A 25,914-nucleotide genomic window follows, 5' to 3' on the forward strand; every position below is an offset into this window, starting at 1 on the left:
GTACCACCGAAAAGTCACCGAGGCCGCCTAGCGGCACAAAGGAAAAATCATGGATGCTGATATCAACGCGAGCACGGTTATTGGCGTGCTCCTCCTCTTACTCCTTCTCCTTGTGGTGGTGGCGGTGTTCCGTTCCGTCATCAAGGTGCAGCAAGGCTACCAGGTGGTTGTGGAACGCCTGGGTCGCTACCACTCCGTGCTGCAACCGGGACTGCATTTCCTGGTGCCGTTCTTCGACGCGGTACGCCAGCGCATCGATATGCGTGAGCAAGTGGTTCCTTTCCCGCCCCAGCCGGTTATTACCTCCGATAACATCAACGTCTCCATTGACACGGTTATCTACTACCAGGTGACAAACGCGTATTCCGCAACCTACGAAATTGCCGACCCGATGACCGGTATTGAGCAGCTGGCCGTCACCACCTTGCGTAACATCATCGGCACCATGGATATGGAACAGGCCCTGACCGGCCGTGACCGTATTAACGACCAGCTTCGCAGCGTGCTGGACGATGCCACCGGGCGTTGGGGTATTCGCGTGTCCCGCGTGGAACTCAAGGCGATTGACCCGCCGGCTACCGTTCAGGGCGCGATGGAACAGCAGATGAAGGCCGAACGTGACCGCCGCGCCGCGATTCTCACCGCGGAAGGTATTAAGCAGTCCCAGATTTTGACCGCTGAAGGTGAAAAGCAATCGGCTATTCTCAAGGCTGAAGGTCAAGCTCAGGCCACCGTCCTCAAGGCCCAGGGTGAATCCCGCGCTATTCTTCAGGTCTTCGACGCGATCCACAAGGGCAATGCCGATCCGAAGCTGCTCTCCTACGAATACATTAAGACGCTGCCGCAGATCGCCAATTCGCAGTCCTCGAAGCTGTGGATTGTTCCTACCGAGCTCACCGCCGCGCTCGACGCGGTGCAGAAGGGCTTCGGTGGGGGCCGCAGCGGCGGGGGAGATGAGCCCAGCCCGGCCGGACCCACCGGGGTCGATTTTGAGAACGCGGCCGATGTGGCTGATGTTCTCAAGGAAACCACCCTCCCCGATATTGATTCGGCGCTGGCCGATGCACGCGGAGAAGCCAATCGCGCTGTTGATGATGCGCGCGGTTCCGTTTCCGATCCCAACCAGATCCCGAAGAACTAAGCGAAAAAACAAGCTCACCGGCGTGTGGAATCACCGAGCTTGATATCGATAATTGACCGGGGCCGCCCGCTGCGCACAACGCGCGGGGCGGCCCCGGCCATTTGTATCCAATACCGGCGTGGTGGCACGCTTGCTATGTGTTGATTTACCTCGATAACGTTGCGGCTCCCGAACTTGATGATTATTTCCGGCTCACCGATGTGCATCTGCGCCGCTTACTCGAACCCGAGCGCGGGGTGTATATGGCCGAATCGACGAAAGTTATTGAGCGGGCTTTGCAGGCCGGCCACCAGCCGCGTTCCTTCCTCACCTCCCCGCGCTGGCTCCCGGATTTGCAAGCCTGCTTGGAGCGCTGCGGCTGGGAAGTGGACGGAGCGGCGGCACCCATCTACGTGGGTACCGATGAGATGCTCCAGGCAGTAACCGGCTTCAAAGTCCATCGGGGCGCCCTGGCCGCGATGCACCGCCCGGAATTGGCCGATGTGGCCACCCTGCTAGCGCAGGCACGCGAGGGGCGGGGCGCGCGGCGCGTCGTCGTTCTAGAAGGACTGGTGGACCACACAAATGTGGGCGCTATTTTCCGTTCCTGCGCCGGGCTCGGGGTCGATGCGGTGCTGGTGACCGATACGTGCGCCGATCCGCTGTATCGCCGTTCGGTGCGGGTGTCTATGGGGACCGTGTTTCAGGTGCCGTGGACGCGGATCCACGAGTGGCCGCGCAGTATCGAAAAATTGCACGGTCTCGGTTTCCTCACGGCCGCTTTAGCGTTGGAGGACGACGCCGAAACTCTGGATGATTTCGCGAACCGCGCTGATGTGCTGGCCCCGGATTCGCGGGTCGCGCTTATTCTCGGAACGGAAGGGGACGGCCTGAGCGCGCGCACCGTCGCGAGCGCGGATACCCGGGTCATTATTCCTATGGCCGGGCACGTCGATTCTCTCAATGTGGCCGCCGCGAGCGCGGTGGCCTGCTGGGCGCTGCGCACCCGCGACTGAGGTGAAAGCGAAGCGGGAGTGGAGCGGAAGTGAAGCGGGACTGCGGTGATAGTGCGTCGGGATTGTCGCGAAACTAAGGGAAGCCGAGCGCAACAAAACGGTAGGTAGAGCAGGCCCTTGAGAAAATAATTACTGTTAATGCCGGGTATACCCGGTGGAAAGAAGGTGCTACGCACGACGAAAGTGGAAGGGTGCAGGACAGTTCCCAAATTGATTCGCTCGTCGCGTGGCGCTTAGCGAAAACAGTACGTGACCGGCGTGAAAGCCTGGGAATGTCGCAAGAAGATCTCGCTTTGCGCGCCAATCTCAATCGCACCACGTTGCAATCGCTAGAAAGCGGGCGTTCCGATCATAAAACCGGAAAGCCGTCGAATCCGCAGCTACGCACGCTGCTCCAATTGGCGCGGGCGTTGGAAATGTCCGCCGGGGAACTCCTCGGCGAAGCCGAGCGCCTCTACGATCAGGCGCTTCGCGAAGAAGGCTTATAGCTAGTCCTATGGTGCTGTAGCGCGGCGGGAGGGGTATCGCCCGGATGCGGGCAGCCGCTAGCTTGGGGCCGTGTGCGGCGCGCGCTTAATGTGCGCGTGGGTAGCGGGTTGAGGCGTGCCCGGAAAATTCTTAGGAAAATTGGGCGGCACCGGGGTATCCGAGCTGGCGCCAGGCTTCGTACACGGCAATGGATGCCGCATTAGCAAGATTGAGAGACCGCAGGTGGGGGAGCATCGGTATGCGCACCGCCGCGGTGATACGTTCGTGGGCGACGACGCGCGCCGGCAAGCCGGTTGGTTCGGGCCCGAAAAGGAGATAGTCCTCGGGCTGGTAGGAGACTTCGGCGAAGTTATTTTGGGTATGACCGGTAAAAGCAAAGATGCGAGCATCGGGCGCGCTGGTGAGAAACTCCTCAAAATTCGAGTGGATGACGAGGTCGGCAAGGTCGTGGTAGTCCAAGCCGGCGCGTTTGAGATGGGCATCAGAAAAATCAAAACCAAGGGGCTCAATCAGGTGCAAAGTAGCGCCGGTACACGCCGCTAGGCGAATGGCCGCGCCGGTATTACCGGGAATGCGCGGCTCAAAGAAAACAATATGAAGCACCTATCCAGGGTACTCGCCCAAGAATTTCGCGCGCGATTTTTGTGTCGTATCCCTTCGGTAGAGTAAAGCCGTACCGTAAAATCGAACATGCGTTCTAATATGTTGTGTGGGGGTGCTATGGGTGCGCAGAAATTAGCTGCCGCGCGGGCCGCGCTTGCCTGTGCGGAATCCGCGGTGGGATTAGCCGGCTCACAACCGCAGATACAACCGCAGTCGGGCGGGAGCGGCTGGGATCTCCCACCGGAGCTTTCTCCACTTTTCCCGCGGGGTCTAGCCCCGGGGATGACGCTCGGAGTTAGCGGTTCGCGCATTGCGCTGGCCTTGGTGGCTTCCCTGGTAAGCGCGCAAGGCGCGTGGTGCATCTACCTGGGCGTGCCTGATATGGGCTGGGAAGCCTGCGCTGGTTTAGGCAGTGATCTCCATCGGATTGTTACTATTCCCTACCTCCCGCCGGCCCGGAGCGGGGCGGCGCTCTCGGCCGCTATCGATCTTTTTGACGTGGTGATTGTGGGAAGCGCGCTGCGCCTAGATACGCGGGAACAGCGCCGGCTCGCGCAGCGGGCCCGTAACCGGGAAACTCTGCTTATTGCGGAAAACTGGCAGGTGCGGGATCGGGTGAATGCGCGCTATGAATCGGTGACGGGCCTGGCCAGCGGAAGCGGGCATATCGCACATATCACCGTGGAACTCCGCTCCGCGCGTGGTGCGCGCCTGCGTATTGCGTGGGATGCTACCGGCTGGCATCCGGCCGTGGGTCTGCGGGCGGTGCCATCTGCACGCGAAGCTACTCCAACTTTGAATGAGGTCGCTCCGGCTTTGAATGAGGTTGCTCCGGGTATGCACGGCGTCGCTTCGCGCCGCGCGGCGCCCGCGCGCCGGATCCCGGGTGACCAGGCTCCCGGAGCCGGGCTCCGTTTGGTACCGGTTACCGATGCGCGGGGGAGGTGCGGGGAATAATGCGCCAAGCAACAGTATGGGTTCCTCACTGGCCCATTATCGCGGCGGAAATGGCGGGGATTGTGAGCAGAGAAAATCCCGTCGCGGTCGTGGAACACCACCGGGTGGCCAGCCTCAATATTTGGGCCTGGCAGAAAGGCGCCCGGGTGGATATGCCCACCCGGCAACTGCAATCTCTCGTCCCGCAATGCACCGTTATTCAACGGGATGGGGCGCGTGAGCTACGTTTCTTCGACCCGGTGCTCCGCGCTATCTCCAATCGAGTAGCGCGCTTCTCGATGCTGGAACCGGGAGTAGTTATCTTTTCAGCCGCGGGCCCGGCGCGCACCGCAGGCGGAGAAGAACGCCTATGCGAAAGCATCGTGGGGGATATCGTTGATGCCGCCGGGTGCGAGGCCCGGGTTGGAATCGCGGAAGGAACCCTTCCTAGCCTATGGGCGGCGCGCACCTCGCGCGTTATCGCTCCGGGCGCCTCCGAACAAGTATTGGCCAGCCAACTGATCTCGCTTTTCCTCCTTGCGGCAACGTCAGCAACCCGCCCCGCGCTCCGCGATTGCGTGGAACTACTTCACGACCTGGGGATCACCACCATCTCGGATGTTATCGGGCTGGGGCAGCGTTCCCTCGTCACGCGTTTCGGGAATATCGGGCAATATATGTGGGATCTGGCCACAGCGCGCACCCTGCCCGCGCACGAAGCAACCCCGGATACCCGTGATATATCCGTGGTAGCCACTTTTGATCCGCCCCTGAGCCACGCGGAACACGCGGCTTTTGCCGCGCGTAATCTCGCCGGGCAACTCGAAACAAAAATGCGTGCCGGTGCGGCTGGCTCAGCCCGCCTGGATATTCGGGCGAGTTCCGCCTCCGGAGAAGTAATGACACGCAGCTGGTACCTCGAACTCCTCACCCAAGAAGATGTGGTGGATCGGGTGCGGTGGCAAATCTCCGCCTGGATAGCACAGCCCCGTGAGGCCAGCGAAATGTCAGCGGAAACCCGCGGGGGTATTACCCAATTAGAGCTGATCGCCCGGGATATTACCCCCACGGGCAACCATCCGGCGCCCCTCTGGGGTGCGCGCACCACCAGCGATGCGGCAGCAGCGCGCGGGGCTCACCGCCTCCAAAGCCTTCTCGGTGAAGAATACGTGCGGGTACCCCGCCGGGTGGGTGGGCGCCTCCCCGAAGAAGATATACAAGAAATCCCCTGGGGCCAGGCGGTAGATACCTCCCGGGCTGGGCTTCCCTGGCCGGGCCGGTTGCCCGAACCCGCCCCGGTACAGTTCCTGCGCACCCCCTATCCGGTGGCGGTGCTGTGTACCTGCGGGCAACCACTTGCTATTGTCGCAACCACCGCATTGCACTGCCCGGGGGAGTGCCCGCGGCCATATCCGGCTACTATCCGCGCAACTTCCCGCACCGGCGCGGCTTTGCCCGCAAGGCACGCTGCCTCATCAGCGGGCCATGCTGCCTCACTCGCGGGCCATGCCTCACCCGCGGGCCCTGCCTCACCCGCGGACAGCGCCGGGCCTCCTACTGCATCACTCCGCGCGCTTTTCGGAGCGGAAGGCTCCCTCACGGTAGTCGACTACGCCGGTCCCTGGGTGAGCGAACAGCGCTGGTGGGCGCGCCCTACCCGGCGCGCCTATATCCAAGCGGTCACCACCACCGGGGCTGTACTTCTCTATAGAGAACAGGAGCGCTGGTACCTTGCTGCCAGCTACATCTAGCCATGACCACTCTTATCACTAGTTCTCCTTATGTCCCGTATGCGGAACTGCATGCCCACTCGGCTTTCAGTTTTCTTGACGGAGCCAGCCTGCCCGAAGACCTCGTGCAAGGCTGCCTGGATCTGCGTATCGAAGCCCTAGCCCTCACCGATCACAATGGTTTTCCTGGTGTTATGCAGCTCGCACAAGCCGGGCGAGATACCGGCCTCCCCACCATCACCGGCACCGAAATAACGCTGGATAGCACCCAGCCGCGCGAAGGCCCGGATCCGGAAGGTGAGCATCTTGTGTTCCTTGCCCGCACTCCGGCCGGATACCAGCACCTCTCCCGCGCTATCGGAACAGCCATGCTCGCCAGCGGTGCAAAAGGAATCGCGCACCATACGCTGGCTCAGCTTGCCCGCAATAATGGCGATATTCTCGTCCTCACCGGCGGCTGCCGCAAAGGCACACTTCGCCGAATTCTTGACACCCAGCGCGGCAGCGAGGCCCGCCGCGCCGCCCGGCAGGAACTCGACCTCCTTATCAGCACCTTCGGGAAAGATAACGTCGTCGTGGAACTCACCTCCCACGCCGGGCCGCTTGACGCACAACGATGTGATCTTCTCGAAGAACTGGCCCGGGAAACCGGAGTTCGCGCGGCGGTAACCGGAAACGTCCACTACGCGCATCCCGCCGACCGCCCGATTGCCGATATATTCGCCGCCACCCGGGCCCGCCGTACCCTCGATGAGATAGACCCCTACCTTCCCGCCGCCGGAGCCTATCTGCGTTCCGGCCACGACTGGCGCATCCTGCACCGCGGGCGCGAACGCTACCTAGAAGCCGCGGCCCGCATCGCCGAAGAATGCGCCTTTGACCTCTCCCTCGTCAAGCCGAATCTTCCCCCGTTCCCGGTCCCGGAAGGCTATACCGAAGCCACCTGGCTGAGGGAACTGGTGATGCGCAAAGCCCGCGAACGCTACGGAACACCGGCGGACTACCCGCGTGCCTGGGAAGTAATCGAGCATGAACTCGAGGTCATTACCCAGCTGGGTTTCCCCGGATATTTCCTCATCGTGGAAGAAATAGTGGACTTTTGCCACTCGCGCAATATTTGGTGCCAGGGGCGCGGATCGGCCGCGAACTCCGCCGTATGCTTCGCCCTGGGAATCACCGCGGTCGATGCCGTGAAACACGCCATGCTTTTCGAGCGGTTTTTATCCCCGGGGCGCTCGGGGCCACCCGATATCGATATCGACATCGAATCCTCACGCCGCGAAGAAGTCATCCAGCATGTATACGAACGGTACGGGCGTTCCTGCGCTGCCCAGGTCGCCAATGTCATCTCCTATCGGCCCCGCTCAGCTATCAGAGATGTGGCGCGGGCCTTCGGATACCCGGAAGGTCATATCGACCAATGGGCATCAGCATTCCACCATCGCAGTATCAGCCCGGGCGGCGGCGCCCAGCCCCAGCCCGCCGGGCTACCCGAACGCGTCGCTGCGCTGGCTACCCGGATACAGAAGCTCCCGCGGCATCTCGGAATCCATTCCTCCGGAATGGTGCTTTGTGACCGCCCGGTTATTGACGTATGCCCGGTGGGATGGGCCTCCAAACCGGGAAGAACAGTATTGCAATGGGATAAAGACGATTGCGCGACCGCTGGACTCGTGAAATTCGATCTTCTCGGGCTCGGAATGCTCACCGCCTTGCGTATCAGCTTCACCGAACTCACCCGCCGCGGGATTCTTGCGCCCAACGGCCAGCCCCTCAGTTTGCATAATGTGCCCGCGGAGGATCCGGAGGTATATACCCTCCTCCAAGCAGCCGATACCGTCGGAGTCTTCCAGGTGGAATCCCGCGCGCAAATCGCTACCCTGCCGCGCCTGAAACCCGAATGCTTCTACGATCTGGTTATCGAGGTGGCTCTCATCCGCCCCGGGCCCATCCAAGGCGGATCCGTCAATCCCTATCTGCGGCGCAAACAGGGGAAAGAAAAAGTGAGCTATCCGCACCCGCTCCTGAAAAACGCGCTGGAAAAAACCCTGGGGGTGCCGCTCTTCCAAGAACAACTCATGCATATTGCCATCGACGCCGCAGGATTCACCCCCGCACAGGCCGACCAACTCCGCAAGGCCATGGGCTCGAAACGCTCCGCCGCCCGCATGGAACGCCTGCGCGGCCAACTCATGGAAGGCATGGAAAAACAGGGGATAACTGATCCGGAGGTGCGTGCAGAGATCTATGAGAAACTCGCCGCCTTCGCCGAATTCGGTTTCCCTGAATCCCACGCCTTTTCCTTCGCCTACCTCGTTTATGCTTCCGCCTGGCTGAAAGTTCACCACCCGGAAGAGTTCTATATGGGTTTGCTCAATGCGCAACCGATGGGCTTTTACTCCCCGCAATCCCTCGTTGCCGATGCGAGGCGGCATCACCTCGTGGTACGGAGGGCCGATGTCACGCGTTCGCACGAACACGCCAGCGTGGAAGAACTACCCGATACGCAAGATCGTCCGAAACGGGAACACCCGCGTATCCACGTGGATAGCCACCGCTACCTCCAGCTCGGGCTCAGCAGTATCAAAGGCCTCGGGAATGCGGCCACACAGCGAATCCTCACGACCCGCGCCCGGGCACCCTTCCGTGACCTCGCTGACCTAGCGCAGCGCGCCCGGCTGAAAACAGCAGATATCGAGATTCTTTCCCGCGCCGGAGCCACAGACAGTTTGGGGGTGAGCCGGCGGGAAGGCGTCTGGATAGCCCAAGCGGTGAGCAATGCTGAGGTAGCACACGGCACCACATATCAGCCCGCGATCCCCGGAACCGAACCTTTCGGTGCGGTGCCCGAGCTCCCGGACCTCACCGCAGTGGAACAAGCCCATGCGGACCTGCGCGCCACCGGAATTTCTCCCGATTCCTACCCGACGCAATTCATTCGCCCGGCCCTCACCGCGCGCGGAATTCTCACGGTTGCCGCAGCATCCATGCACCCTGAAAAAAGACGGTGCAAAGTGGCCGGACTGGTTACCCACCGCCAGCGTCCCCACACCGCGAAAGGAATCACCTTCCTCAACCTTGAGGACGAAACCGGGATGCTCAACGTCCTCATCACCCCGCAGCTATGGGAACGCTATCGGGAAATTGCGCGCACCTCGAACGCCCTGGTGATCCGCGGGATGGTCGAACGCGATGGCGGAGCCGCTGTTTTCCACGCGGATGGAATCGAAACTATCCCGCTCGGAATCAACCTGCCCTCCCGGGATTTTCGATAGCCGCGCGGCAGGGTTGGTGGCTCGGGAGCAGCGGCGTCGTCGCTTAAAACCTCTTAGCGAAAAGAACGCAACCGGCCGCGAACAATCGATACGATAACGGAAGTTGCTCTCGACCTGGAGCATCACCCGCACAGAATCTGGAGGCACAAGGTTATGGGTAAATATCGGGCACTGTTGCGGCTTGCGCGTCGGATCGGCCCCGCCATCGTTTTCGTGATCACGCGTTACGGACCGCAACTGCGCGCCCTCATCCGCGAGAATCCGCAGATTGCTTCCAAACTCCAGGACCGCATGCATCAACTTGCCGGGAAAAAGCCGAATGAGCGGGACGCGCACAGCCTCAGCGGCCGCATCGAGATCCTCAAAGAACACGTCACCTATCTCTACGCCTCGGCCAACACCGCTGATATTGCCGAAAAAGCCGCGGCGTGGCGCGCCGAACTCGACTCCATCGAACGGGCCATCCCCGTCCTCGACGCCATGGCCCGCGCGCAGCGGCTCACCGAACGGCGCAAGCTCTCCAATCGGATCGACGTGCTATCCCAACAGATTCTCTCCGCCAGCCTCAGTGATTACATTGAAGACGCCATTATTGACGACGACGGGAGTGCGAGCTAATCGCGCGGGGAGAGCCCCAAAGCCCGCGGAATATCCGGATTGAAGAAATTCGGGCCCTTGAGGACCTTGCCGTCTTCCCGGTAAATCGGCCGCCCGTCCGCCCCGAGCTTCGATAAATTCGAGGCCTGCACCTCGGCAAGCACATCGGCCATAGGAATGCCCAGTTCCAGGGCCATCCCGTAAATCACGTACACCAAATCCGCGAGCGCATCAGAAATCTCAACGATATCCCGGGTTTCGTCATCAAGATCCACAGCCCGCGCGAAAGCCGCGCTGATCTGTTCACCGGCCGCTTTGCCATAGGCGGCCGTCACCAATTCGGTAAATTCCTCCGCGATAAGGGACATACGCATGGGCAGGCGCGGCCGATCCGCATTCGGCCCGTCGGTGACAATAGGAAGCGCGTACGTTTCGTGGAATTGGCGCACCAAATCCTCCGGGCGGCGCGGATCGGGAAAAGCCGGATGCTTCTCACCGGGGCCAAACCAGGCGTGCGCGGGTTCCATGGCGTCCCCGCGCTGGAGAGTTGCCTGGAACAGGCCGTAAACCTCGCCCTTATTCACCGTGACGGCCGGTCGGATACTGATAAAAGAAAACCCGAGCTTCCAGGCGACCTTCGCCGAAGCCCAATTGATATCCGAACCCTGCACCTCGCAATCCCAGTGCATCGCCGCCAGCTCTGTCTTATCGAAGAAATACTCCAGGACGGTGCGAACTGCCTCCGTTACCATCCCGGTATTACGAGCCTCCTTGGCAGCCCAAAAACCGAGCCGGCCGATGCGCCCTTCCCCGGTCATATCCACCTGCACGCAGCCCAGCGGGGCGGATTCAGGCCCGCGGCGGATCAACCACACCGGCGAACCATCAGCCCACTTCTGCGGCGCGAACTCCGTGATAAAAGCGTGGGCATCCGAGCGTGAATAGCCGGCCGGGATCGTGGTCCAGCGTTGAATATCCGGGTCCGCGCAGATGGTGGCCAGCGCGGTTTCATCCGCGGGGCGCGGAGCGCTAAGAAAGTACGACGGCGTGGTTAGTGTGAACTCCTGCATGGCTTTAGTGTACGCAGGCCAGCAAGCCTACAAAAACGCGAGGCCCGAACCGCATCATGGTTCGGGCCTCGCGCCAGCTCCCGGGCGCCTTTCCAGGCGACCTTGGTGCTTCCTCTCGGGCATCACCGTGGTGCCGCAAAGGCCGCCGAGCTCAGAGCTCAGAGCTCACGCAGTACGCTTAGACGCTTAGCTCTCCAGCAGTCCGTGCCGCTTGAGCAGCGCGGTGGCATCCACATCCCGCCCGAGCAGCGCCGCGAAGGACTCCTTCGGATCACGCGAATTACCCCGCGCGAGCACCTCGCGGCGCAACTTCTCGCCAGCCTGGCGATTCAAGCCAAGATCGCCCTCGCGGGCGGCGTCGTTCTGGAACCACGCCACCGTATCCGCGTCCAGGGCCTCGCACCAGGTGTAGGAGTAGTACCCGGCAGAATACCCACCGGAGAAAACGTGATTGAAGTAAGCGCTGCGGTAACGCGGGGGCACCAGATCATGCTGCACGCCCGTGGCTCGCAAAGCTTTCTCCTCGAAGGCTTCAAAGTCCGCGGGGCTGGCCGGCACGTCGGCTTCACTGAGGCGATGCCAGGCCTGATCCAGAAGCACCGCCTGCTCAATTTCGCACATGCGGAAGCCAGCGCCGTAGCCGCGCGAAGCAACGAGTGCCTCGGTTTGGGCGGCGGGCAGCACCTCACCGGTCTGGTAGTGGCGAGCGTAACGCGAGAGCACCTCCGGGTGTCGGGCCCAAATCTCATTGACCTGGGAGGGGTACTCCACAAAATCACGCGGAACATTCGTTCCCGCCACCGAGGGCCAGCGCACATCGGAAAGGAAACCGTGCAGTGCATGCCCGAATTCATGGAAAGCAGTTTCCACTTCGTCCCAGCTCAGCAAGGTAGGTTCGCCGGGAGCCGGCTTGGTGATATTGAGGTTATTGCAGATAACCGAAGCGGGGGAGCCTTCCGCGGATTTCTGTACGATAGCGTGCATCCACGCGCCCCCGCGCTTACCGGGCCGCGCGTAGTAATCACCCAGGAAGTAGCCGAGGAAAGTTCCGTCCTCTTCGGCAACCTTCCACACGATCACGTCATCGGTGTACCCGTGTTCTTCGGTGCGGGTGAAAGTCAGGCCGTAAAGCTTATTCGCCGCGTAGAAAACACCCTTCTCCAACACGTTGTCGAGTTCGAGGTACGGGGTGAGGGCCTCATCATCAATGCTGAACTTTTCAGCGCGCGCCTGATTCTGGGCCCGCACCCAATCGCTGGCGGTGAAGTTCTCCTTCCCCCAGCGTTCCTTGACGAAAGCGGCCAGCTCTTCAGCTTCGGCAGCAACATTGCGGGCAATGGGCGCCATCATGGGGGAGAGGAGCGCATCGATATTCTCCAGCGTCCCGGCCGAAGAATTCGCGGCCACGTAGGCGGCATGGTTCGGGTAGCCGAGCAGCTTGGCGGCCCGGGCCCGCAGCCGTACCAGTTCCAGAATCGACTCGCGGGTATCGGTGGCCGCGTCATGACCATCGCAACGCCGCAGGGACGCATCCAGGAGGCGGGCGCGGGCTGCGGCGTCGTCCAAATTATCCAGCAAGGGCTGCTGGGTGGGCAGGCGCAGCGTGGCGAGATAAGCGGCCGAGCTATCCGCGGCTGCGGCCTCCCCGGCCAGGCCTTCGCGCTGCGAAGCCGAAAGCCCGCTCAGTTCCGCTTCGGTGAACTCCACCGCGTCATCCAGGCCGGCCTGCACAATACGCTGGCCGATCTCGGTGGAAAGCTCGGCCATGCGGTTATTGATAGCGGCCAGTTCGCCGCGCGCGGCCTCGTCGAGCCCGGCACCGGATTGCTGGCAGCGCTTGAGGTGCTCACGGGCGGTATACGCGGTTTCCGGATCCAGATCCGCCTGGCACAGCTGCTCAAAACGCCGGTACAACCGCGGATCCATGTACAGCGCGTCCTCGTGCGCGGTCATCTTCGGGCTGAGCTCGGCCTCAACGCGATCCCACTCCACCCCGCCAATCGAGGAACAATAGGTGTAGAAAATCGAGGATTCCACCTCAAGCTCTGCGCCGGAGAGTTCAAAGGGGCGCAAGAAATTTTCAACGGTGGGCGCCTCGGTCACCTCGAGAAGAGAGGCGACGACGCCGCGCTGGTGCTCCATCAAATCAAGGACCCTGGCAAGCTGGGATGCCGGGCTCACATGCGAAAAATCAGGTAAGAGAGTACTCATAGGCTTAACGGTAGCGGGCCGGGGCGAACAAGTACCAGCACGGCCCGCAATCAAGATGCCGGCGTGGCCTGCCCTATAGGTGCCGGCGTGGCCCGCGCGATAGGTACCCGCGCTAGGACCCGCGCCAGCCGTGCGTAAGTGGAATCACACCTGCTCCCGGCCGCACGATTTGAAAAAGTGGGCGCGGGCCTGGTAGATTCTTCTCTGTTGCTCAGCACGGCGTGCTGGATAACAATCACCGCGCGGGTGGCGGAATAGGCAGACGCGCTAGCTTGAGGTGCTAGTCCTCGTATAGAGGGTGGGGGTTCAAGTCCCCCTCCGCGCACGGTGAGAAAGCCCTGGAAAATACAGATTCCGGGGCTTTTCGCATGCCCGGGTGCGCGCCTAGCTGCATGCCCGGGTGCATGCGCGGCCGGCATCCAGCCCGATCGCGGGAATGACTGCGCCGCGGAGGTTAGCGAATCACCTGCCTTTCGGGGTATTCTAGGGCCATGGCTACGAATCCGCGCGCTGCGCTTGACCGTCTCATCGGTGCTTTCGAGGATTTCCACCAGGCGGCTACTACCGCTGATGACCCGGAAGCTCCGGCGGTGCTGGAAGCCGCCGATAAGCTGGCGGATGCTTACACCATTTACGATGACGTCATCTTCACGAATTTCGATGTCGAAACGCCGCTGGATGTCTTCGATAGCGATAGTGACGATTTCTACGACGATGATGACGATTCTGAGGACTACCTCTACGACACCGATGATTATGACGATCTGGACGACGATGATGACGATTCAGACGATGATTACGATGACGATGAGGATGATGTGGACGATTACCCCGGCCTCGATGACGAAGACGGTGACGACGAAGACGACGACGCGGATGAGGCCGGCGCCGCCGCTTCCCGCTCCTAAGAAATATCGTTGAGCGCCTCGATCACCAGATCGGGCAGTTCCTCACCACCCGCCAGGTTTCCCCCGAGCAAGCTGGTTAATTGGCTGGCGGTGCGCGCGCCCACCAGGGCCGCGCTCACCGGGGTGGCCAGGAGCCAGCCCAGGGCAACCTCAGCGGGATTCCAGTTCAGGCCCTCGGCGGCTTTCGCCACCGCCTCCACAATCCGGCGTGGCCCCTCGTCTAAATAGGGAGCCACAAAAGCAGCCAAATGATCGGAAGCCGCCCGCGAGGTCGCCGGGATCGCATGCCGGTATTTCCCGGTGAGTACCCCCCGCCCGAGAGCCGAGGCGGCAAGCAGCCCGATACCCATGGCCTCGCACATCGGCAGCATAGCTGTTTCAACACTCCGCTCCACCAGGGAATATTCTTCTTCCACCACGGTGAGCGCAGGCAGGTGGCGTTCGCGCAGCAGGGTTTGCATAGCGGCCACCCGCCAGGGCGCATATCCCGATACCCCGATATAGCGTGCCTTGCCGCGCATCACCAGGCCGGCCAGGGCAAGCGCAGTTTCCTCATCCGGGGTGATGCCATCGGGGCCACCGGCCACCGCAATATCCACGGTGGCGATACCGAGCCGAGCGAGGGACGCATCGAGGGAACGTGCAATCCCGGCTCGCGACACGCTATAGCTGGGACCGCTCGGATTATCAAGGAAACCTACGCGGGTGCAGATGGTGAGCTGCGAGCGGGCGGCGTCGTCGCCAAAAAAGGTGCTGAGCAAGGAGCCGAGCAGCGCTTCTGCCGCACCGTCACCGAAAGCCGGTGAGGTGTCCACGAGGGTGCCGCCGGCGTCCAGAAAGGCGCGCAACTGCCCGCGGGCCTCCTCCTCATCGGTATCGCGACCCCACGTGAGCGTTCCCAAGCCGAGCGTGGAGACAAGAAGCCCGCTGGCACCAACCGCACGATAATCCATGACTCCACTCTAAACCACCGCGCCGGACCAGAGCCGGGCTAGAGCCTGACCAGAGCCGGGCTAGAGCCTGACCAGAGCCGGGCTAGAGCCGGACCAGAACCGAACCAGTGCCGCCGCACTTCGCCGGGGTGCGCTGCCAGTTCCGCCCGGACACCTCACCGCGCCGTCGCGCCGCGCCCGCTATGCTTAGTCCCCGTGGGTTATCTAGAAGCAGCCATTCTTGGGCTCGTGCAAGCACTAACGGAATTCTTGCCGATTTCTTCTTCGGCGCATATCCGCATTGTCGGTGATCTTTTCGGCTGGGGCGATCCGGGCGCGGCTTTCACCGCGATTATTCAACTGGGCACCGAAGCCGCGGTGCTGTGCTACTTCTGGAAAGACATCGTGCGCATTATCCGCAAGTGGTTGTGCTCGTGGACCGGGCGGGTGGCGCGCACGGACGCGGATGTGCGCATGGGCTGGGTCGTTATTATCGGCACGCTGCCGATCGGCCTCCTCGGCCTGCTTTTCGCGGACACCATCGAAACGTCGCTGCGTAATCTCTATATCACCGCGGCCGTGCTGGCGCTCTTCGCGATTTTCTTAGGGCTAGCGGATCGGTGGGCGAGCCAGCGCAAAGACCTGCGCGATATGAGCTACCGCGACGGTTTGCTCCTCGGTTTCGGGCAGGCTCTCGCGCTGATTCCGGGGGTATCGCGTTCGGGCGGCACGATTACCACCGGTCTGCTCCTCGGCTATACCCGCGAGGCGGCGGCGCGGGTATCCTTCCTCATGGCGGTGCCGGCGGTGCTGCTCTCGGGCTTCTACCAGCTGGTCAAATACGCCGGTGACGCCTCGATTCCGGCCGGGCCGACGATTCTTGCCACGGCGATTTCTTTCGTTTTGGGGTACGCGGTGATCGTGTGGTTCTTGCGTTTGGTGTCCACGCGTTCGTACCTGCCTTTCGTGATCTATCGCTTGGGGCTGGCGGCGCTCGTGGTGGTGTTGCTCGGCACCGGCGTGCTCTCTGTTTTTTAACGACGACGCCGCGACGGCTCGCCCCGCTGCTGCTGTTCCCGGAGGGCGAGCGGCGTACTGGGTAGACTGTGCGTGGGTTCCTCGCGTGGAGGACCCGCGAAGTAGGAGACTAACGGATAACCAGATGGAGACTTGGACACGCCCGGAGGTACCACCGCTGGGGTTTACCCCGGACCTCAACCTGTACGATTCCGACAATGAGGAAATTTGCCGGGTGGAAACGCGGCAACCTACCCTCTACACCTGCGGTATCACCCCCTACGATGCCACTCACCTGGGGCATGCTTTTACGTACGTGAGTGCCGATACCCTGGTGCGGTACTGGATGGCCGCGGGCCTTCCGGTTCGCTACGCCCAAAACATCACGGATATTGACGATCCGCTTTTTGAACGTGCGGAGCAAACCCGGGTGGATTGGCGTGAACTGGCTGATTCTCAAGTAGCGCTTTTCCGTTCCGATATGGATGCTTTGCGGGTTGTTCCGCCCGGGAACTGGATTGCGGTCTCTGAGATTTTGGATGAGGCGGAGGCGGTGGTTCGCGATTTTGAGGCGCGTGGCCTCGCGTACCGCTTGCCCAATGGGGACGGCTCGGAAGATATCTATGTTGATCTCACCCGCGATCCGAGTTTCGCCGCCGCGCCTGTTTTCGAGTACTTGGACCTGGAGCGGATGTTCGATGAACACGGTGGGGATTCCACCCGTCCGGGTAAGCGCCGCACCCTTGACCCGCTGGTGTGGAAGGGCGTGCGTGGCAATGATTTCCGGCCCGCGGGGGAGAAACCCGGGTTCTGGCGGCCGGGCTGGCACGTGGAATGTGCGCTGATAGCCCGCACCTACCTGGGCGAACATATCACCGTGCAAGCCGGCGGGCGTGATCTGCTCTTCCCACACCACGAGATGAGCGAGAGCCACCTGCGGGAGATGACGGGTGACCGCGGCCGGGTGGATATTCACTTCCACGTGGGGATGGTGGCTTACCAGGGCGAAAAGATGTCCAAATCCTTGGGGAATTTGGTCCGGGTTTCGGAGCTGACCGCTGCTGGTGCGCATCCGAGCGCGATTCGCCTGGTGCTCCTGGCCAATCATTACCGTTCCGATTGGGAATACGAGGCGAGTGCGCTTGAGCGGGCCGAAGCCCGCTTGGAAGCCTGGCAGCAGGCAGCCCGCAGCGCGCTCGGAAAGCCGTTCGCAGCCGCAGGGCTGGGCGATAGTTCGGCCGCGGAGTCTGGGCTGGTTCCCACCTGCCGGGCGCTCATCGAGGCGATTTCGGATGATCTGGACACACCGCAAGCCCTACGCATTGTGGATGAGTGGGCGGCATCCGGAGCACCCGATGCCGGGCAGGTGGTGCGCGCGGTGGATGCCCTCATGGGTATTCAGTTACTTGCCGAATAATCCGGGGTTCAGAGCCCTGAGGTAGGTGCCTGAGGCAGGCGCGGGCAACGGCCGGTGCGCGTTCGTTGTGCCAACGCGACCGGGCGCGTGCGCTAACTATGTGCCGTGCGCATCTGCTCCACCCCCTCCGTGCTGAGCGGCGGGGGAGTTCCGCCGTAGGCCGGGCAGATCTGCTGGAAATAGCACCAATCGCACAGGCGGGAGGTGCGCGGTTCGAATTCCCCGGAATCCAGGCGCGCGGCAATATCCCGCCAGGTTTCCTCCAGATCCATGGCGATACGCCGGGTATCTTCCGGGAGGGGATCATAGGTGAGAGTGCGCCCATCCTTGAGGTAAACAAGCTGGGTGCGGGCCGGGCGCTGCCCTTCCGTCAATTCCAACAGCAGCGCATAAAAACGCATTTGGTAGAGCGCTTCGTTCTGGTAGCGCGGATGCGGGGACTTCCCGGTTTTATAATCCACCACCCGCAAGGCCCCATCGGGAGCCGCATCGATACGATCCACGATTCCGCGCAGGGCCAAACCTGAGGGCAGGCGAGCATTGATGAATTTTTCCCGATCCCGCGGCGCCAAGAACCGCGGATTCTCCATATGGAAATAGTTGCTAATAAGCGCGCGGGCCTGTTCCAGCCATTCCGAGAGCGCATCCGCGGACTCAAAAAGATCCGCATCCTGCGGGGACTTTTCCAGGTGCGCATCCCAACGCGGCAGCAGAAGGGACTGGGCGTATTCTTCGGTGCGGGCTTGCTGTGGTGCGGCGTACAGGTATTCCAGAACCGAATGCACCGGGGTGCCGCGCAGCGCGGCGAGGGAGGGCGCTTCCGGGAGGCGATCCACGCTCCGGAAACGGAAGAGCAGCGGGCACTGCTTGAAATCTTTGGCACGTGATGGTGATAGTGCGGCGTGACGAGTCATGCTTCCACTTTAACAACTCGCTACGACAGAAAAATCTGCGGTAAGGACAAACTACACTGGAGGAATGACACTACGACGAGGCCCCTTCCGCCCCGGTGAACGCGTTCAACTCACCGATCCCAAAGGGCGGCATTACACCATCAATCTCACGGTTGATGGCTACTTCCAGTCCACGCGCGGCTCTTTCCGCCACAGCGAACTCATTGGGAAAGAGGAAGGCAGCCTCATCACCACGGAAGAAGGCCGCGAATTCCTCGCGCTGCGCCCACTTCTGAGCGATTATGTGCTCTCGATGCCGCGCGGCGCCACCATTGTCTACCCGAAAGATGCGGCGCAAATCACCCACATGGCGGATATTTATCCGGGGGCACGGGTTTTTGAGGCGGGGGTCGGTTCCGGTGCTCTCTCCATTTCCCTGCTCCAAGCGGTAGGCCCTCAAGGTTTTCTTCTCAGCGCGGAACGCCGCCCGGAATTCGCGGAGATCGCGCAGGCCAATCTGGTGTCCTGGTGGGGGAGCAACCCGGAAAACTGGCAGGTGGAATGCGGGGAAGCAGCTGATATTTTGGCTGCGCACCCGGCTGGTTTTGATCGCGTTATCCTCGATATGCTCGCTCCCTGGGAAATCATTCCGGCGGCCGCGCAGGCTTTGGTACCCGGCGGAGTTTTCCTCGCTTACGTTGCAACGACGACGCAGCTCTCCCGCTGCGCCGAAGATCTCAAAGCAACGGGACTTTTCACCGGCCCTGAAGCCAGTGAGACACTGGTGCGCACCTGGCATTTAGAAGGGCTCGCGGTGCGCCCCGATCACCGGATGGTCGCGCATACCGGCTTCCTTATTGTGGCGCGCCGCCTAGCCGGACCCACCCAGCTAACTCCGGCATCCCGCCCGGCCAAGGGCGCCTACGCCGAACCCATGCCCTGGGAAAACCCGGACGCTGAACCGCTCCAGGAACGCCCGATTGCGGAAAAGAAACTTCGTAAAGTCCGCCGTGATCTAGCGCACCGGGCCGATGTGGAAGAAAGCGGGGTATCCACCCCGGGAGAACATTCCCGCCAGGTAGCTGAGAAAATCGCAGCGGAAATCGCCGAACGTGAAGCGGAAAAGCGGCGGCAGGGCGAAGAATCTCGGTACGTCGAAAAACAGCGGCAAGGAGCGGACGCGGGATACGTGGAAGAGCAGCGGGCCGTGGAGCAAACACAGCGCTTCGAGGACTAGTGGCCTAACCGTGAGGGCGCCGGGGATGCTATATCCCGGAGTGGGCGGTAAGGTAGGCCTGTCCTAGAATAAGGGGACGATCAGAAAGGAAGCCATGAGCACATCGGAGTCGAGCGCGGCTCTTGCCGAAATCGCGTCCTTGCGTGAGAAAAATGAACGGCTCTCCACCTCGCTGGTCGCCGCCCGGAAACGCATCCAGGAATTGGGGGAGAAACTCGATTCCCTCTCCCGGCCTCCGGCTACTTTCGCCACCTTTATTCGCGGGCATTCTTCCGATCATTCCATTGATGCCCTCGTGGGCGGCCGGAAAATGAACGTGGCCGTTTCCCCGTATGTTGCTTTGGAACAATTGCGCCCCGGCCAAGAAGTACGCCTCAATGAAGAACTCGTGGTGGTGGGCATTGGCGGCTACGAAAATACCGGGCAGCTCGTCGCTGTCGAACTCGTGCTGGATCCCCAGCGGGTGCTCGTGCGGGTGCACGCTGATGAAACAAAGGTGCTGCGCATCGGCGGGAAACTCTCGGCCGCGAAACTGCGGGTCGGGGATACCTGCATGGCTGACCTGAAAACCGGGTTCCTGGTAGAAAAGGTAGAGCGCCCGGATGTTGAGCATCTGCTGCTCGAAGAAGTCCCGGATGTTTCCTACGCGGATATTGGCGGCTTGGATGCTCAGATTGAGGAAATCCGCGACAGTATCGAATTACCCTTCCAGCAACCGGACCTCTATCGGGAGCACGGCCTGCGCCCGCCCAAGGGCATTTTGCTGTACGGGCCGCCGGGAACAGGGAAAACCATGATCGCGAAAGCGGTGGCCACCTCCCTCGCGGAGAATGCCGCGCGTGCTCAAGGGGTAGCGAAGGCATCCTCGTACTTCCTCAATATCAAGGGCCCGCAGCTTCTCGATAAATACGTGGGAGAAACCGAACGCCAGATCCGTGAAATCTTTTCCCGGGCCCGGGACCGGGCCTCCTCAGGTATTCCCGTTGTTATTTTCTTCGATGAAATGGAAGCCCTCTTCCGCACCCGCGGCTCCGGTGTGTCCTCCGATGTGGAAACAACCGTGGTGCCTCAGCTCCTTGCCGAAATTGACGGGGTGGAACAACTCTCCAATGTCATCGTTATTGGTGCTTCCAACCGGGAAGATATGATCGACCCGGCTATTTTGCGGCCCGGCCGGCTTGACGTGAAAATCCGGGTCGAACGCCCCGATTATGCGGGGAGCGTGGATATTCTCTCCAAGTACCTCACCCCTGATCTGCCCTATGCACCAGCTGATATCGAGGCCTACGGTGGCGGGGCCGGAGCCGCCGCTCACCTGGCACGGCTCATCGCGGATAAGGTTTTCGAGGCATCCCCGGAGAACCGCTTTGTTGATGTCACCTACGCGTCGGGGCGGAAAGAAACTCTCTATCTTGCCGATTTTGTGTCCGGGGCTCTCCTGGCTGGCATCGTTGATCGCGCGAAAAAAGCAGCTATCAAGACGTATTTGACCACCGGGGCGCGCGGGATTACCGCGGAGCACGCTATCGCCGCCGTGCATGCCGAAGCCCGCGATAGCTCGGAATTGGACCAGATCTCCAACCCGGATGAATGGGCCAAAGTCAATGGTAAAAACCGCGGGGAGCGGATCGTGGCGGTGCGCCCGCGCCAGAGTGATTCGAGCGCGCAGAACACAGGGGGAGAGGAGCCACGATGACAGTACGTCGAGTCATCGGCCTGGAAACAGAGTTCGGGATTATGGAACCCGCCGACCTGCGGGCCAATCCCGTGGTGCTCTCGGCCGATTTTGTAGAAACCTACGGGCATGCCGGGGCAGGGGCCGGCACGCACGGCCCGGTGGCCTGGGATTACACCGGGGAAGATCCCCTCAATGATGCCCGCGGTTTCCGGATGAGCCGGGAGGAGGCGGACCCTTCTCAGCTCACCGATGATCCGGAGAATCCCGCCCCGCCAGCTGGCGTCGTCGTCGCACCTATAACGGAAGACGACGCAGAGCTGCGCCGCCCGCGCGCCGCGAACGCGGTTCTCGCCAACGGCGGGCGCCTCTACGTTGATCATGCCCACCCGGAATATTCCTCGCCGGAAACCGCCACCCCGCGGGAAGCCGTGCTGTGGGACCGCGCCGGTGAACTCATCGCGCGGCGCGGAATAGAACTGCTGCGCGAAGGCGGGCGCGAATTCGCGATCTACAAAAACAACGTGGACGGAAAAGGCGCGGCCTACGGCTCGCACGAAAACTACCTGGTTGATCGGGCGCTGCCCTTCACGGAAATCATCCGCTACCTCACGCCTTTCTTCGTGACCCGGCCGATCCTGTGCGGTACCGGGCGTGTGGGGCTCGGCCCGCGCTCGGAACAACCCGGCTTCCAGATTTCGCAACGCGCCGACTACGTGGAAAACGACGTCGGGCTGGAAACTACCTTCAACCGGCCCATTATCAATACCCGCGATGAACCGCATGCGGCCGCGGAGCGCTTCCGGCGCCTGCACGTCATCGGGGGAGACGCCAACCAATTCGATGTGTCGATCCTGCTCAAAGTGGGAACTACGTCGCTGGTGCTGTGGATGCTGGAACAGGACGCGGTTCCTCTCGGGCTGGAATCCGTGATTATGGATAGTCCCGTGCCCCTCACGTGGACGGTCTCCCAGGACCCGAGCCTCAGCACCAAACTTGAGGTGCATGAAGGTGAACCGCGTACCGCCCTGGAAATTCAGCAGATCTACCTCGACGCGGTCCGTGATGCGCTGGCCGAACGCGGTGAGGTGGACGGCGATACCGCAGAAATTCTCGAGCGGTGGCAAGGCGTGCTGGACTTGCTCTCGCGCGATATTTTCTCCGCAGCATCCCAGGTGGAATGGGTGGCGAAATACCAGATCTTGAGCGAATTACGCGAACGCGGTGGGGGCAGCTGGGATTCGGATAAGCTGCGCGCCCTCGATGTCCAATGGCATGATCTGCGCCCGGAGCGCTCCATCGTGGCGAAACTGCGGGCTGCCGGGCGGGTGGAGGAACTCTTCTCCGAAGCGGAGATCGCTAGAGCCGCTTTGCACGCACCGGGTTCGACGCGCGCGTATCTGCGCGGCCAGCTCATCTCCCGCTTCTCCGAACACGTGGCCGCGGCAAGTTGGTCGAGCGCGGTGCTGCGCGATAGTGCCGGCCAGCTCCACCGCCTCAGCCTGCCCGATCCAGCCGGTGCGAACGAGGCGGCCCTGGGGGCCACCCTGGCTGGCGCTCACACGATTGACGAAGTTATTGCCGCGCTCACCGCGGCGGGTTCGTAGGCGGGCCCGGGCCGGTCCCGCGTTTGGGCGGGTCACGCAGCCGGCACGCACCCGCAAGCCGGCACCCATCCGCACCAGTACCAGAAAAGAGGAAGGAAGAAATGTCCAGTCAAGAATTCCTGCAGCCCCAGCGCCGCCAGGAAGAAAACACCGAAGTTGAAGCCCCGCAGGCCCAAAACCAAGATTTTGGTATTGACGCGCTGCTCGACGATATCGACGCCGTGCTGGAAAGCAATGCGTCCTCCTTCGTGCAGGGCTTCGTGCAGAAAGGCGGACAGTGATACCCCGTCGCGTTATGGGCATCGAGACCGAATACGGAATCACCTGCGCGGCCCGGCGCGGAACACGCCCACCGCTGGACGCCGAAGAATCCGCCCAGCGGCTTTTCGCGCCGGTACTCGCCGCGCATCGGTCCACAAACACGTTCCTAGAAAACGGCTCGCGCCTCTATCTGGACGTGGGCGCCCACCCGGAATACGCCACCGCCGAATGCGATAATATCGACGATCTCCTCGCCCACGACCGCGCCGGCGAACTCATTTTCGCGCGGCTCGCCAAGCGCGCCAATGAGAAATTAAACGACGACGGCGTCCCCGGGGCCATCCACCTCCTGAAAAACAATGTTGATTCCGAGGGGCATTCCTTCGGGTGTCACGAAAACTACATGGTGCACCGGCGCCCGGACTACCGCCAGCGCATCGCCCGGCTCATCCCCTTCTTTGTGACCCGGCAGATCGTGGCGGGAGCCGGAAGCCTGCACCGCGGGGAAGACGGGCAGGTCCGCTACGAATTCTCCCAGCGCTCCCACCAGATGTGGGAGGCGATCTCCTCGGCATCCACGCGGTCGCGGCCCATGATCAATACCCGCGATGAACCCCACGCCGATGCGGAACTCTACCGGCGCATGCACGTTATCGTGGGGGATTCCAATATTTCCCAGGCAACAACCGGCCTCAAAGTTGCGGCCACCGAAGCCCTCCTCACCCTCGTGGAAGAAGGCGCGATCCTTCCCGATCTGGAACTCGCCGATCCCATGCACGCCATTCGGATTACCGGCGCGGACCTATCCGGGCGCGCCAATCTGGAACTTGCCAGCGGCGGACTCACCGACCCGATTTCGGTTCAGCAGCGGATGTATGACGCCGCGATGAACCACCTGGATCGGAAAGGCTACCTGGCGGAACTTGACCCCACCCGGCGCTACCTCCTCGAGCTGTGGGAGCGCGCCATTACGGCGGTGGAACGCCGCGATCCGAGCTCGATTGCAACCGAAATTGACTGGGCCGCTAAACTCGCCCTCCTCACCCGGTACCGGGAACGCACCGGGGCGAAACTCTGCGATGCCCGGGTGGCACGCCTCGATTTGGCGTATCACGATATCACCGAAGGGGGGTTGCGTGACCGGATGGAAGAATCCGGGCTCCTGCGCCGGGTTATCACGCCCGAACGTGCTATCGCGGCTACTACGACCCCGCCGCGCAGCACCCGGGCCGTGCTGCGCGGGCGTTTCCTGAGTGCGGCGCGGCAAGCTCGGCGCGATGTGGCGGTGGACTGGTCTACCCTGCGCCTCATGGAGGCCAATGGCAATTCCAGTGTGGTCCTCAACGACCCGCTCGCCACCGAGAACCCCGAGGTCGAGGCGCTTATCGAGGAGATCACCGCGTGACATCCCACCCGAGATACCGAGTGCTGCTGGCCGGATTGGCGGTGGCCGCTACCGCGCTAGCGGGCTGTAGCGGCCACCGCGAGCCCGGCAACCCTGGAAGCGTAGATGTCACAGGCGCATTCGGCGCACCCGTGACCATCTCCGTGGAAGGGAACCTCCACGTAGACGGGGTCCGCCAGGAGGTCCTCAGCCCGGGGGACGGGGTAGAACTGGCAGAAGGAAGCCCGGTACTCGCCCGTATCACCTCCTTCGATTCGCGTACCGAAGCCCCTGTGGAAGGTTTCGCCACCGGCGGGATCACCCTGGCTACCGTGAGCAAGGCAGGGGTGGGGGAGCTGGCTCCTTACCTGGTCGGGCAGCGGGAAGGAAGCCGCTTGCTTATTCAGCGGGAAGAATTGGTGGCCGGAGACCCCGGAGCGGTAGAAATCGTCGTCGTCGATATTCTCTACACAAATGCGCGCGGGGACGCAGCGCCGCCACCCGCTACGCCACCGGTCGGAATGCCGGGCCTGGCAAGCGGAGAAGGCGTAGCACCCGTGCTTACCGGGGGCGGCGGGCCCATCCCGGAATTCGCTGTGGTGCCCCTCGTGCTCGGGCGCGGGGAGCAGGTAGCCGCCTCGGATGAGCTTGTGCTCAACTACTTCCTCGTGGATCCGAACGGCCAAACGGTCGATTCCAGCTGGACCTCCGGGCCGGTGCGCGCCGCCATGGGCGATCTGATGGACGGGATGCGCAAGGGCCTGGTTGATCAGCGGGTAGGTTCGCGCGTCATGATTCTTATTCCGGCCAGCCAAGCTCGCGGGGATAGCGACCTCGTCGCCATCGTTGATATTTTGGCAACGGGTCGGGCCCTCACCCAGATTCGTGCCGGCGCGGCCTAAAAACCGCGCATCTCCACGTGCAGCTGCCCCGCATCCCAGCGCGCTACCGCGTCTGCTAGGGCCGGGGCATCTCTTTCGCTCACGAGCGCAGCCTCCTGGGAAGCCCACCTATCCCACCAGCCACTCGGGTCACCCTCGCGCTCCCGCACCCGCTCCCGCCGGAGAGAATCCTCACATTCCATCCAGATCGTGGCCGTGCACAGCGGCGCGCAGGCCGCGGAAGCCGCTCCGCACCCCTCCAGCAGCAGCACCTCGCAGCGCGCATCCCCCGGCACCGCGACCGGTGCATCGTAGCAGCTCAGATACCAATTCCACGGAGCCACCCGTGCTCCCTCGCCCCGCAGAAACGGTTCCAGAATATCGTGGGCTACCCGCTCCGTGCCCCGGGCCAAGCCATCCCAGCCGGGTACGAAACGCTCCACCTCGAGAATCTCAACCGCCAGCCCGCCCTCGCGCAACCGCGCCGCAAGGGCCCACGATAGCTGGGTTTTCCCGGATCCGCTCCGCCCATCGATGCCGTAAACTCGCCGGCCTTTCCCGCGAAATACCAGGCCCGCGAGGAGGTCCAGGCCCTCTTTACTCTCTTTCATGGGTGCCACCCGTTCCTGCGTCATTTTTTGTCACACCGTGCGGG

General features: G+C 62.3%; 22 protein-coding genes and 1 tRNA gene. 17 read left to right on the forward strand and 6 right to left on the reverse strand.

Features of this window, described 5'->3' with window-relative positions; genetic code table 11:
• The first annotated feature begins 49 nt into the window (after positions 1-49).
• From ACRQDJ_RS02605 to ACRQDJ_RS02615, 3 genes are all read left to right on the forward strand, one after another.
• Complete coding sequence (locus ACRQDJ_RS02605; protein ID WP_284890155.1) at positions 50-1,141, forward strand: SPFH domain-containing protein; 1,092 nt, start codon at positions 50-52, stop codon at positions 1,139-1,141.
• Between the two features lie 137 nt (positions 1,142-1,278).
• Entirely contained in the window at positions 1,279-2,136 is an 858-nt protein-coding gene (locus tag ACRQDJ_RS02610; RefSeq protein ID WP_284890156.1) for a TrmH family RNA methyltransferase, read from the forward strand.
• A 191-nt stretch (positions 2,137-2,327) separates the two neighbouring features.
• Entirely contained in the window at positions 2,328-2,624 is a 297-nt protein-coding gene (locus tag ACRQDJ_RS02615) for a helix-turn-helix transcriptional regulator (RefSeq protein ID WP_051278575.1), read from the forward strand.
• A 130-nt stretch (positions 2,625-2,754) separates the two neighbouring features.
• Here ACRQDJ_RS02615 and ACRQDJ_RS02620 read toward each other — a convergent pair whose 3' ends face one another.
• Positions 2,755-3,228, reverse strand: a complete 474-nt coding sequence (locus ACRQDJ_RS02620; RefSeq protein WP_284890157.1) for a tRNA (cytidine(34)-2'-O)-methyltransferase — start codon at positions 3,226-3,228, stop codon at positions 2,755-2,757.
• 117 nt (positions 3,229-3,345) lie between these two features.
• Here ACRQDJ_RS02620 and imuA' point away from each other — a divergent pair, with 117 nt between their 5' ends.
• The 4 genes from imuA' to ACRQDJ_RS02640 all read left to right on the forward strand — a co-directional run bounded on the left by imuA' (position 3,346) and on the right by ACRQDJ_RS02640 (position 9,787).
• On the forward strand, positions 3,346-4,185 hold the full coding sequence (gene imuA', locus ACRQDJ_RS02625) for a DnaE2-dependent mutagenesis accessory factor ImuA' (RefSeq protein ID WP_435729914.1): 840 nt from the start codon (positions 3,346-3,348) through the stop codon (positions 4,183-4,185).
• Positions 4,185-5,915: a Y-family DNA polymerase gene (locus tag ACRQDJ_RS02630; protein ID WP_284890159.1), complete on the forward strand. Its 1,731-nt coding sequence runs from the start codon at positions 4,185-4,187 to the stop codon at positions 5,913-5,915. The genes imuA' and ACRQDJ_RS02630 overlap by 1 nt, the downstream gene beginning before the upstream one ends.
• Positions 5,916-5,917: 2 nt before the next feature.
• Complete coding sequence (locus ACRQDJ_RS02635; protein ID WP_301575200.1) at positions 5,918-9,169, forward strand: error-prone DNA polymerase; 3,252 nt, start codon at positions 5,918-5,920, stop codon at positions 9,167-9,169.
• Positions 9,170-9,322: 153 nt separating this feature from the next.
• A complete protein-coding gene (locus ACRQDJ_RS02640; protein ID WP_284890162.1) occupies positions 9,323-9,787 on the forward strand; it encodes a hypothetical protein in 465 nt (154 codons plus the stop codon).
• Here ACRQDJ_RS02640 and ACRQDJ_RS02645 read toward each other — a convergent pair.
• Together ACRQDJ_RS02645 and ACRQDJ_RS02650 are read right to left on the reverse strand one after the other, a co-directional pair.
• Positions 9,784-10,836 (reverse strand): GNAT family N-acetyltransferase, encoded by a 1,053-nt coding sequence (locus ACRQDJ_RS02645; protein ID WP_284890163.1) that lies wholly within the window; start codon positions 10,834-10,836, stop codon positions 9,784-9,786. The two genes, ACRQDJ_RS02640 and ACRQDJ_RS02645, sit on opposite strands and share 4 nt — an antisense overlap.
• Positions 10,837-11,022: 186 nt before the next feature.
• Positions 11,023-13,047 (reverse strand): M3 family metallopeptidase, encoded by a 2,025-nt coding sequence (locus ACRQDJ_RS02650; protein ID WP_284890164.1) that lies wholly within the window; start codon positions 13,045-13,047, stop codon positions 11,023-11,025.
• 240 nt (positions 13,048-13,287) lie between these two features.
• Here ACRQDJ_RS02650 and ACRQDJ_RS02655 point away from each other — a divergent pair.
• Positions 13,288-13,372 (forward strand) — tRNA-Leu (locus ACRQDJ_RS02655).
• A 166-nt stretch (positions 13,373-13,538) separates the two neighbouring features.
• Positions 13,539-13,955: a hypothetical protein gene (locus ACRQDJ_RS02660; RefSeq protein WP_284890165.1), complete on the forward strand. Its 417-nt coding sequence runs from the start codon at positions 13,539-13,541 to the stop codon at positions 13,953-13,955.
• Here the strand turns inward: ACRQDJ_RS02660 and ACRQDJ_RS02665 are convergent.
• Positions 13,952-14,908, reverse strand: a complete 957-nt coding sequence (locus ACRQDJ_RS02665) for an aldo/keto reductase (RefSeq protein WP_284890166.1) — start codon at positions 14,906-14,908, stop codon at positions 13,952-13,954. The genes ACRQDJ_RS02660 and ACRQDJ_RS02665 overlap by 4 nt on opposite strands.
• Before the next feature lie 195 nt (positions 14,909-15,103).
• On the opposite strand from ACRQDJ_RS02665, the gene ACRQDJ_RS02670 reads away from it, so the two are divergent.
• On the forward strand, positions 15,104-15,925 hold the full coding sequence (locus tag ACRQDJ_RS02670) for an undecaprenyl-diphosphate phosphatase (RefSeq protein WP_301575202.1): 822 nt from the start codon (positions 15,104-15,106) through the stop codon (positions 15,923-15,925).
• A 124-nt stretch (positions 15,926-16,049) separates the two neighbouring features.
• Entirely contained in the window at positions 16,050-17,321 is a 1,272-nt protein-coding gene (locus ACRQDJ_RS02675; protein ID WP_284890168.1) for a hypothetical protein, read from the forward strand.
• A gap of 92 nt (positions 17,322-17,413) precedes the next feature.
• Here the strand turns inward: ACRQDJ_RS02675 and ACRQDJ_RS02680 are convergent, their stop codons facing one another.
• Positions 17,414-18,235, reverse strand: coding sequence for a RecB family exonuclease (locus ACRQDJ_RS02680; protein ID WP_435717768.1), 822 nt, complete (start codon positions 18,233-18,235; stop codon positions 17,414-17,416).
• A gap of 64 nt (positions 18,236-18,299) precedes the next feature.
• Here ACRQDJ_RS02680 and ACRQDJ_RS02685 point away from each other — a divergent pair, with 64 nt between their 5' ends.
• The 6 genes from ACRQDJ_RS02685 (at position 18,300) to ACRQDJ_RS02710 (ending at position 25,280) form a co-directional block, all read left to right on the forward strand.
• The gene (locus ACRQDJ_RS02685; RefSeq protein ID WP_284890170.1) at positions 18,300-19,451 is read left to right on the forward strand and encodes a tRNA (adenine-N1)-methyltransferase; all 1,152 of its coding nucleotides are present in this window, start codon (positions 18,300-18,302) and stop codon (positions 19,449-19,451) included.
• Between the two features lie 94 nt (positions 19,452-19,545).
• Positions 19,546-21,147, forward strand: a complete 1,602-nt coding sequence (gene arc / locus ACRQDJ_RS02690) for a proteasome ATPase (protein WP_284890171.1) — start codon at positions 19,546-19,548, stop codon at positions 21,145-21,147.
• On the forward strand, positions 21,144-22,733 hold the full coding sequence (dop, locus tag ACRQDJ_RS02695) for a depupylase/deamidase Dop (protein ID WP_284890172.1): 1,590 nt from the start codon (positions 21,144-21,146) through the stop codon (positions 22,731-22,733). Before arc ends, dop begins: the two co-directional genes overlap by 4 nt.
• 101 nt (positions 22,734-22,834) lie before the next feature.
• Positions 22,835-23,014 (forward strand): ubiquitin-like protein Pup, encoded by a 180-nt coding sequence (locus tag ACRQDJ_RS02700; protein ID WP_026429315.1) that lies wholly within the window; start codon positions 22,835-22,837, stop codon positions 23,012-23,014.
• Positions 23,015-23,028: 14 nt separating this feature from the next.
• Positions 23,029-24,399: a Pup--protein ligase gene (gene pafA, locus ACRQDJ_RS02705; RefSeq protein ID WP_284890212.1), complete on the forward strand. Its 1,371-nt coding sequence runs from the start codon at positions 23,029-23,031 to the stop codon at positions 24,397-24,399.
• Positions 24,396-25,280, forward strand: coding sequence for an FKBP-type peptidyl-prolyl cis-trans isomerase (locus ACRQDJ_RS02710; protein WP_284890173.1), 885 nt, complete (start codon positions 24,396-24,398; stop codon positions 25,278-25,280). Before pafA ends, ACRQDJ_RS02710 begins: the two co-directional genes overlap by 4 nt.
• Here ACRQDJ_RS02710 and ACRQDJ_RS02715 read toward each other — a convergent pair.
• Positions 25,277-25,870, reverse strand: coding sequence for a nucleoside/nucleotide kinase family protein (locus ACRQDJ_RS02715; RefSeq protein ID WP_284890174.1), 594 nt, complete (start codon positions 25,868-25,870; stop codon positions 25,277-25,279). The two genes, ACRQDJ_RS02710 and ACRQDJ_RS02715, sit on opposite strands and share 4 nt — an antisense overlap.
• Positions 25,871-25,914 lie beyond the last annotated feature (44 nt).

The organism is Actinotignum urematis, assembly GCF_051264595.1.
Lineage (GTDB): Bacteria > Actinomycetota > Actinomycetes > Actinomycetales > Actinomycetaceae > Actinotignum > Actinotignum timonense_A.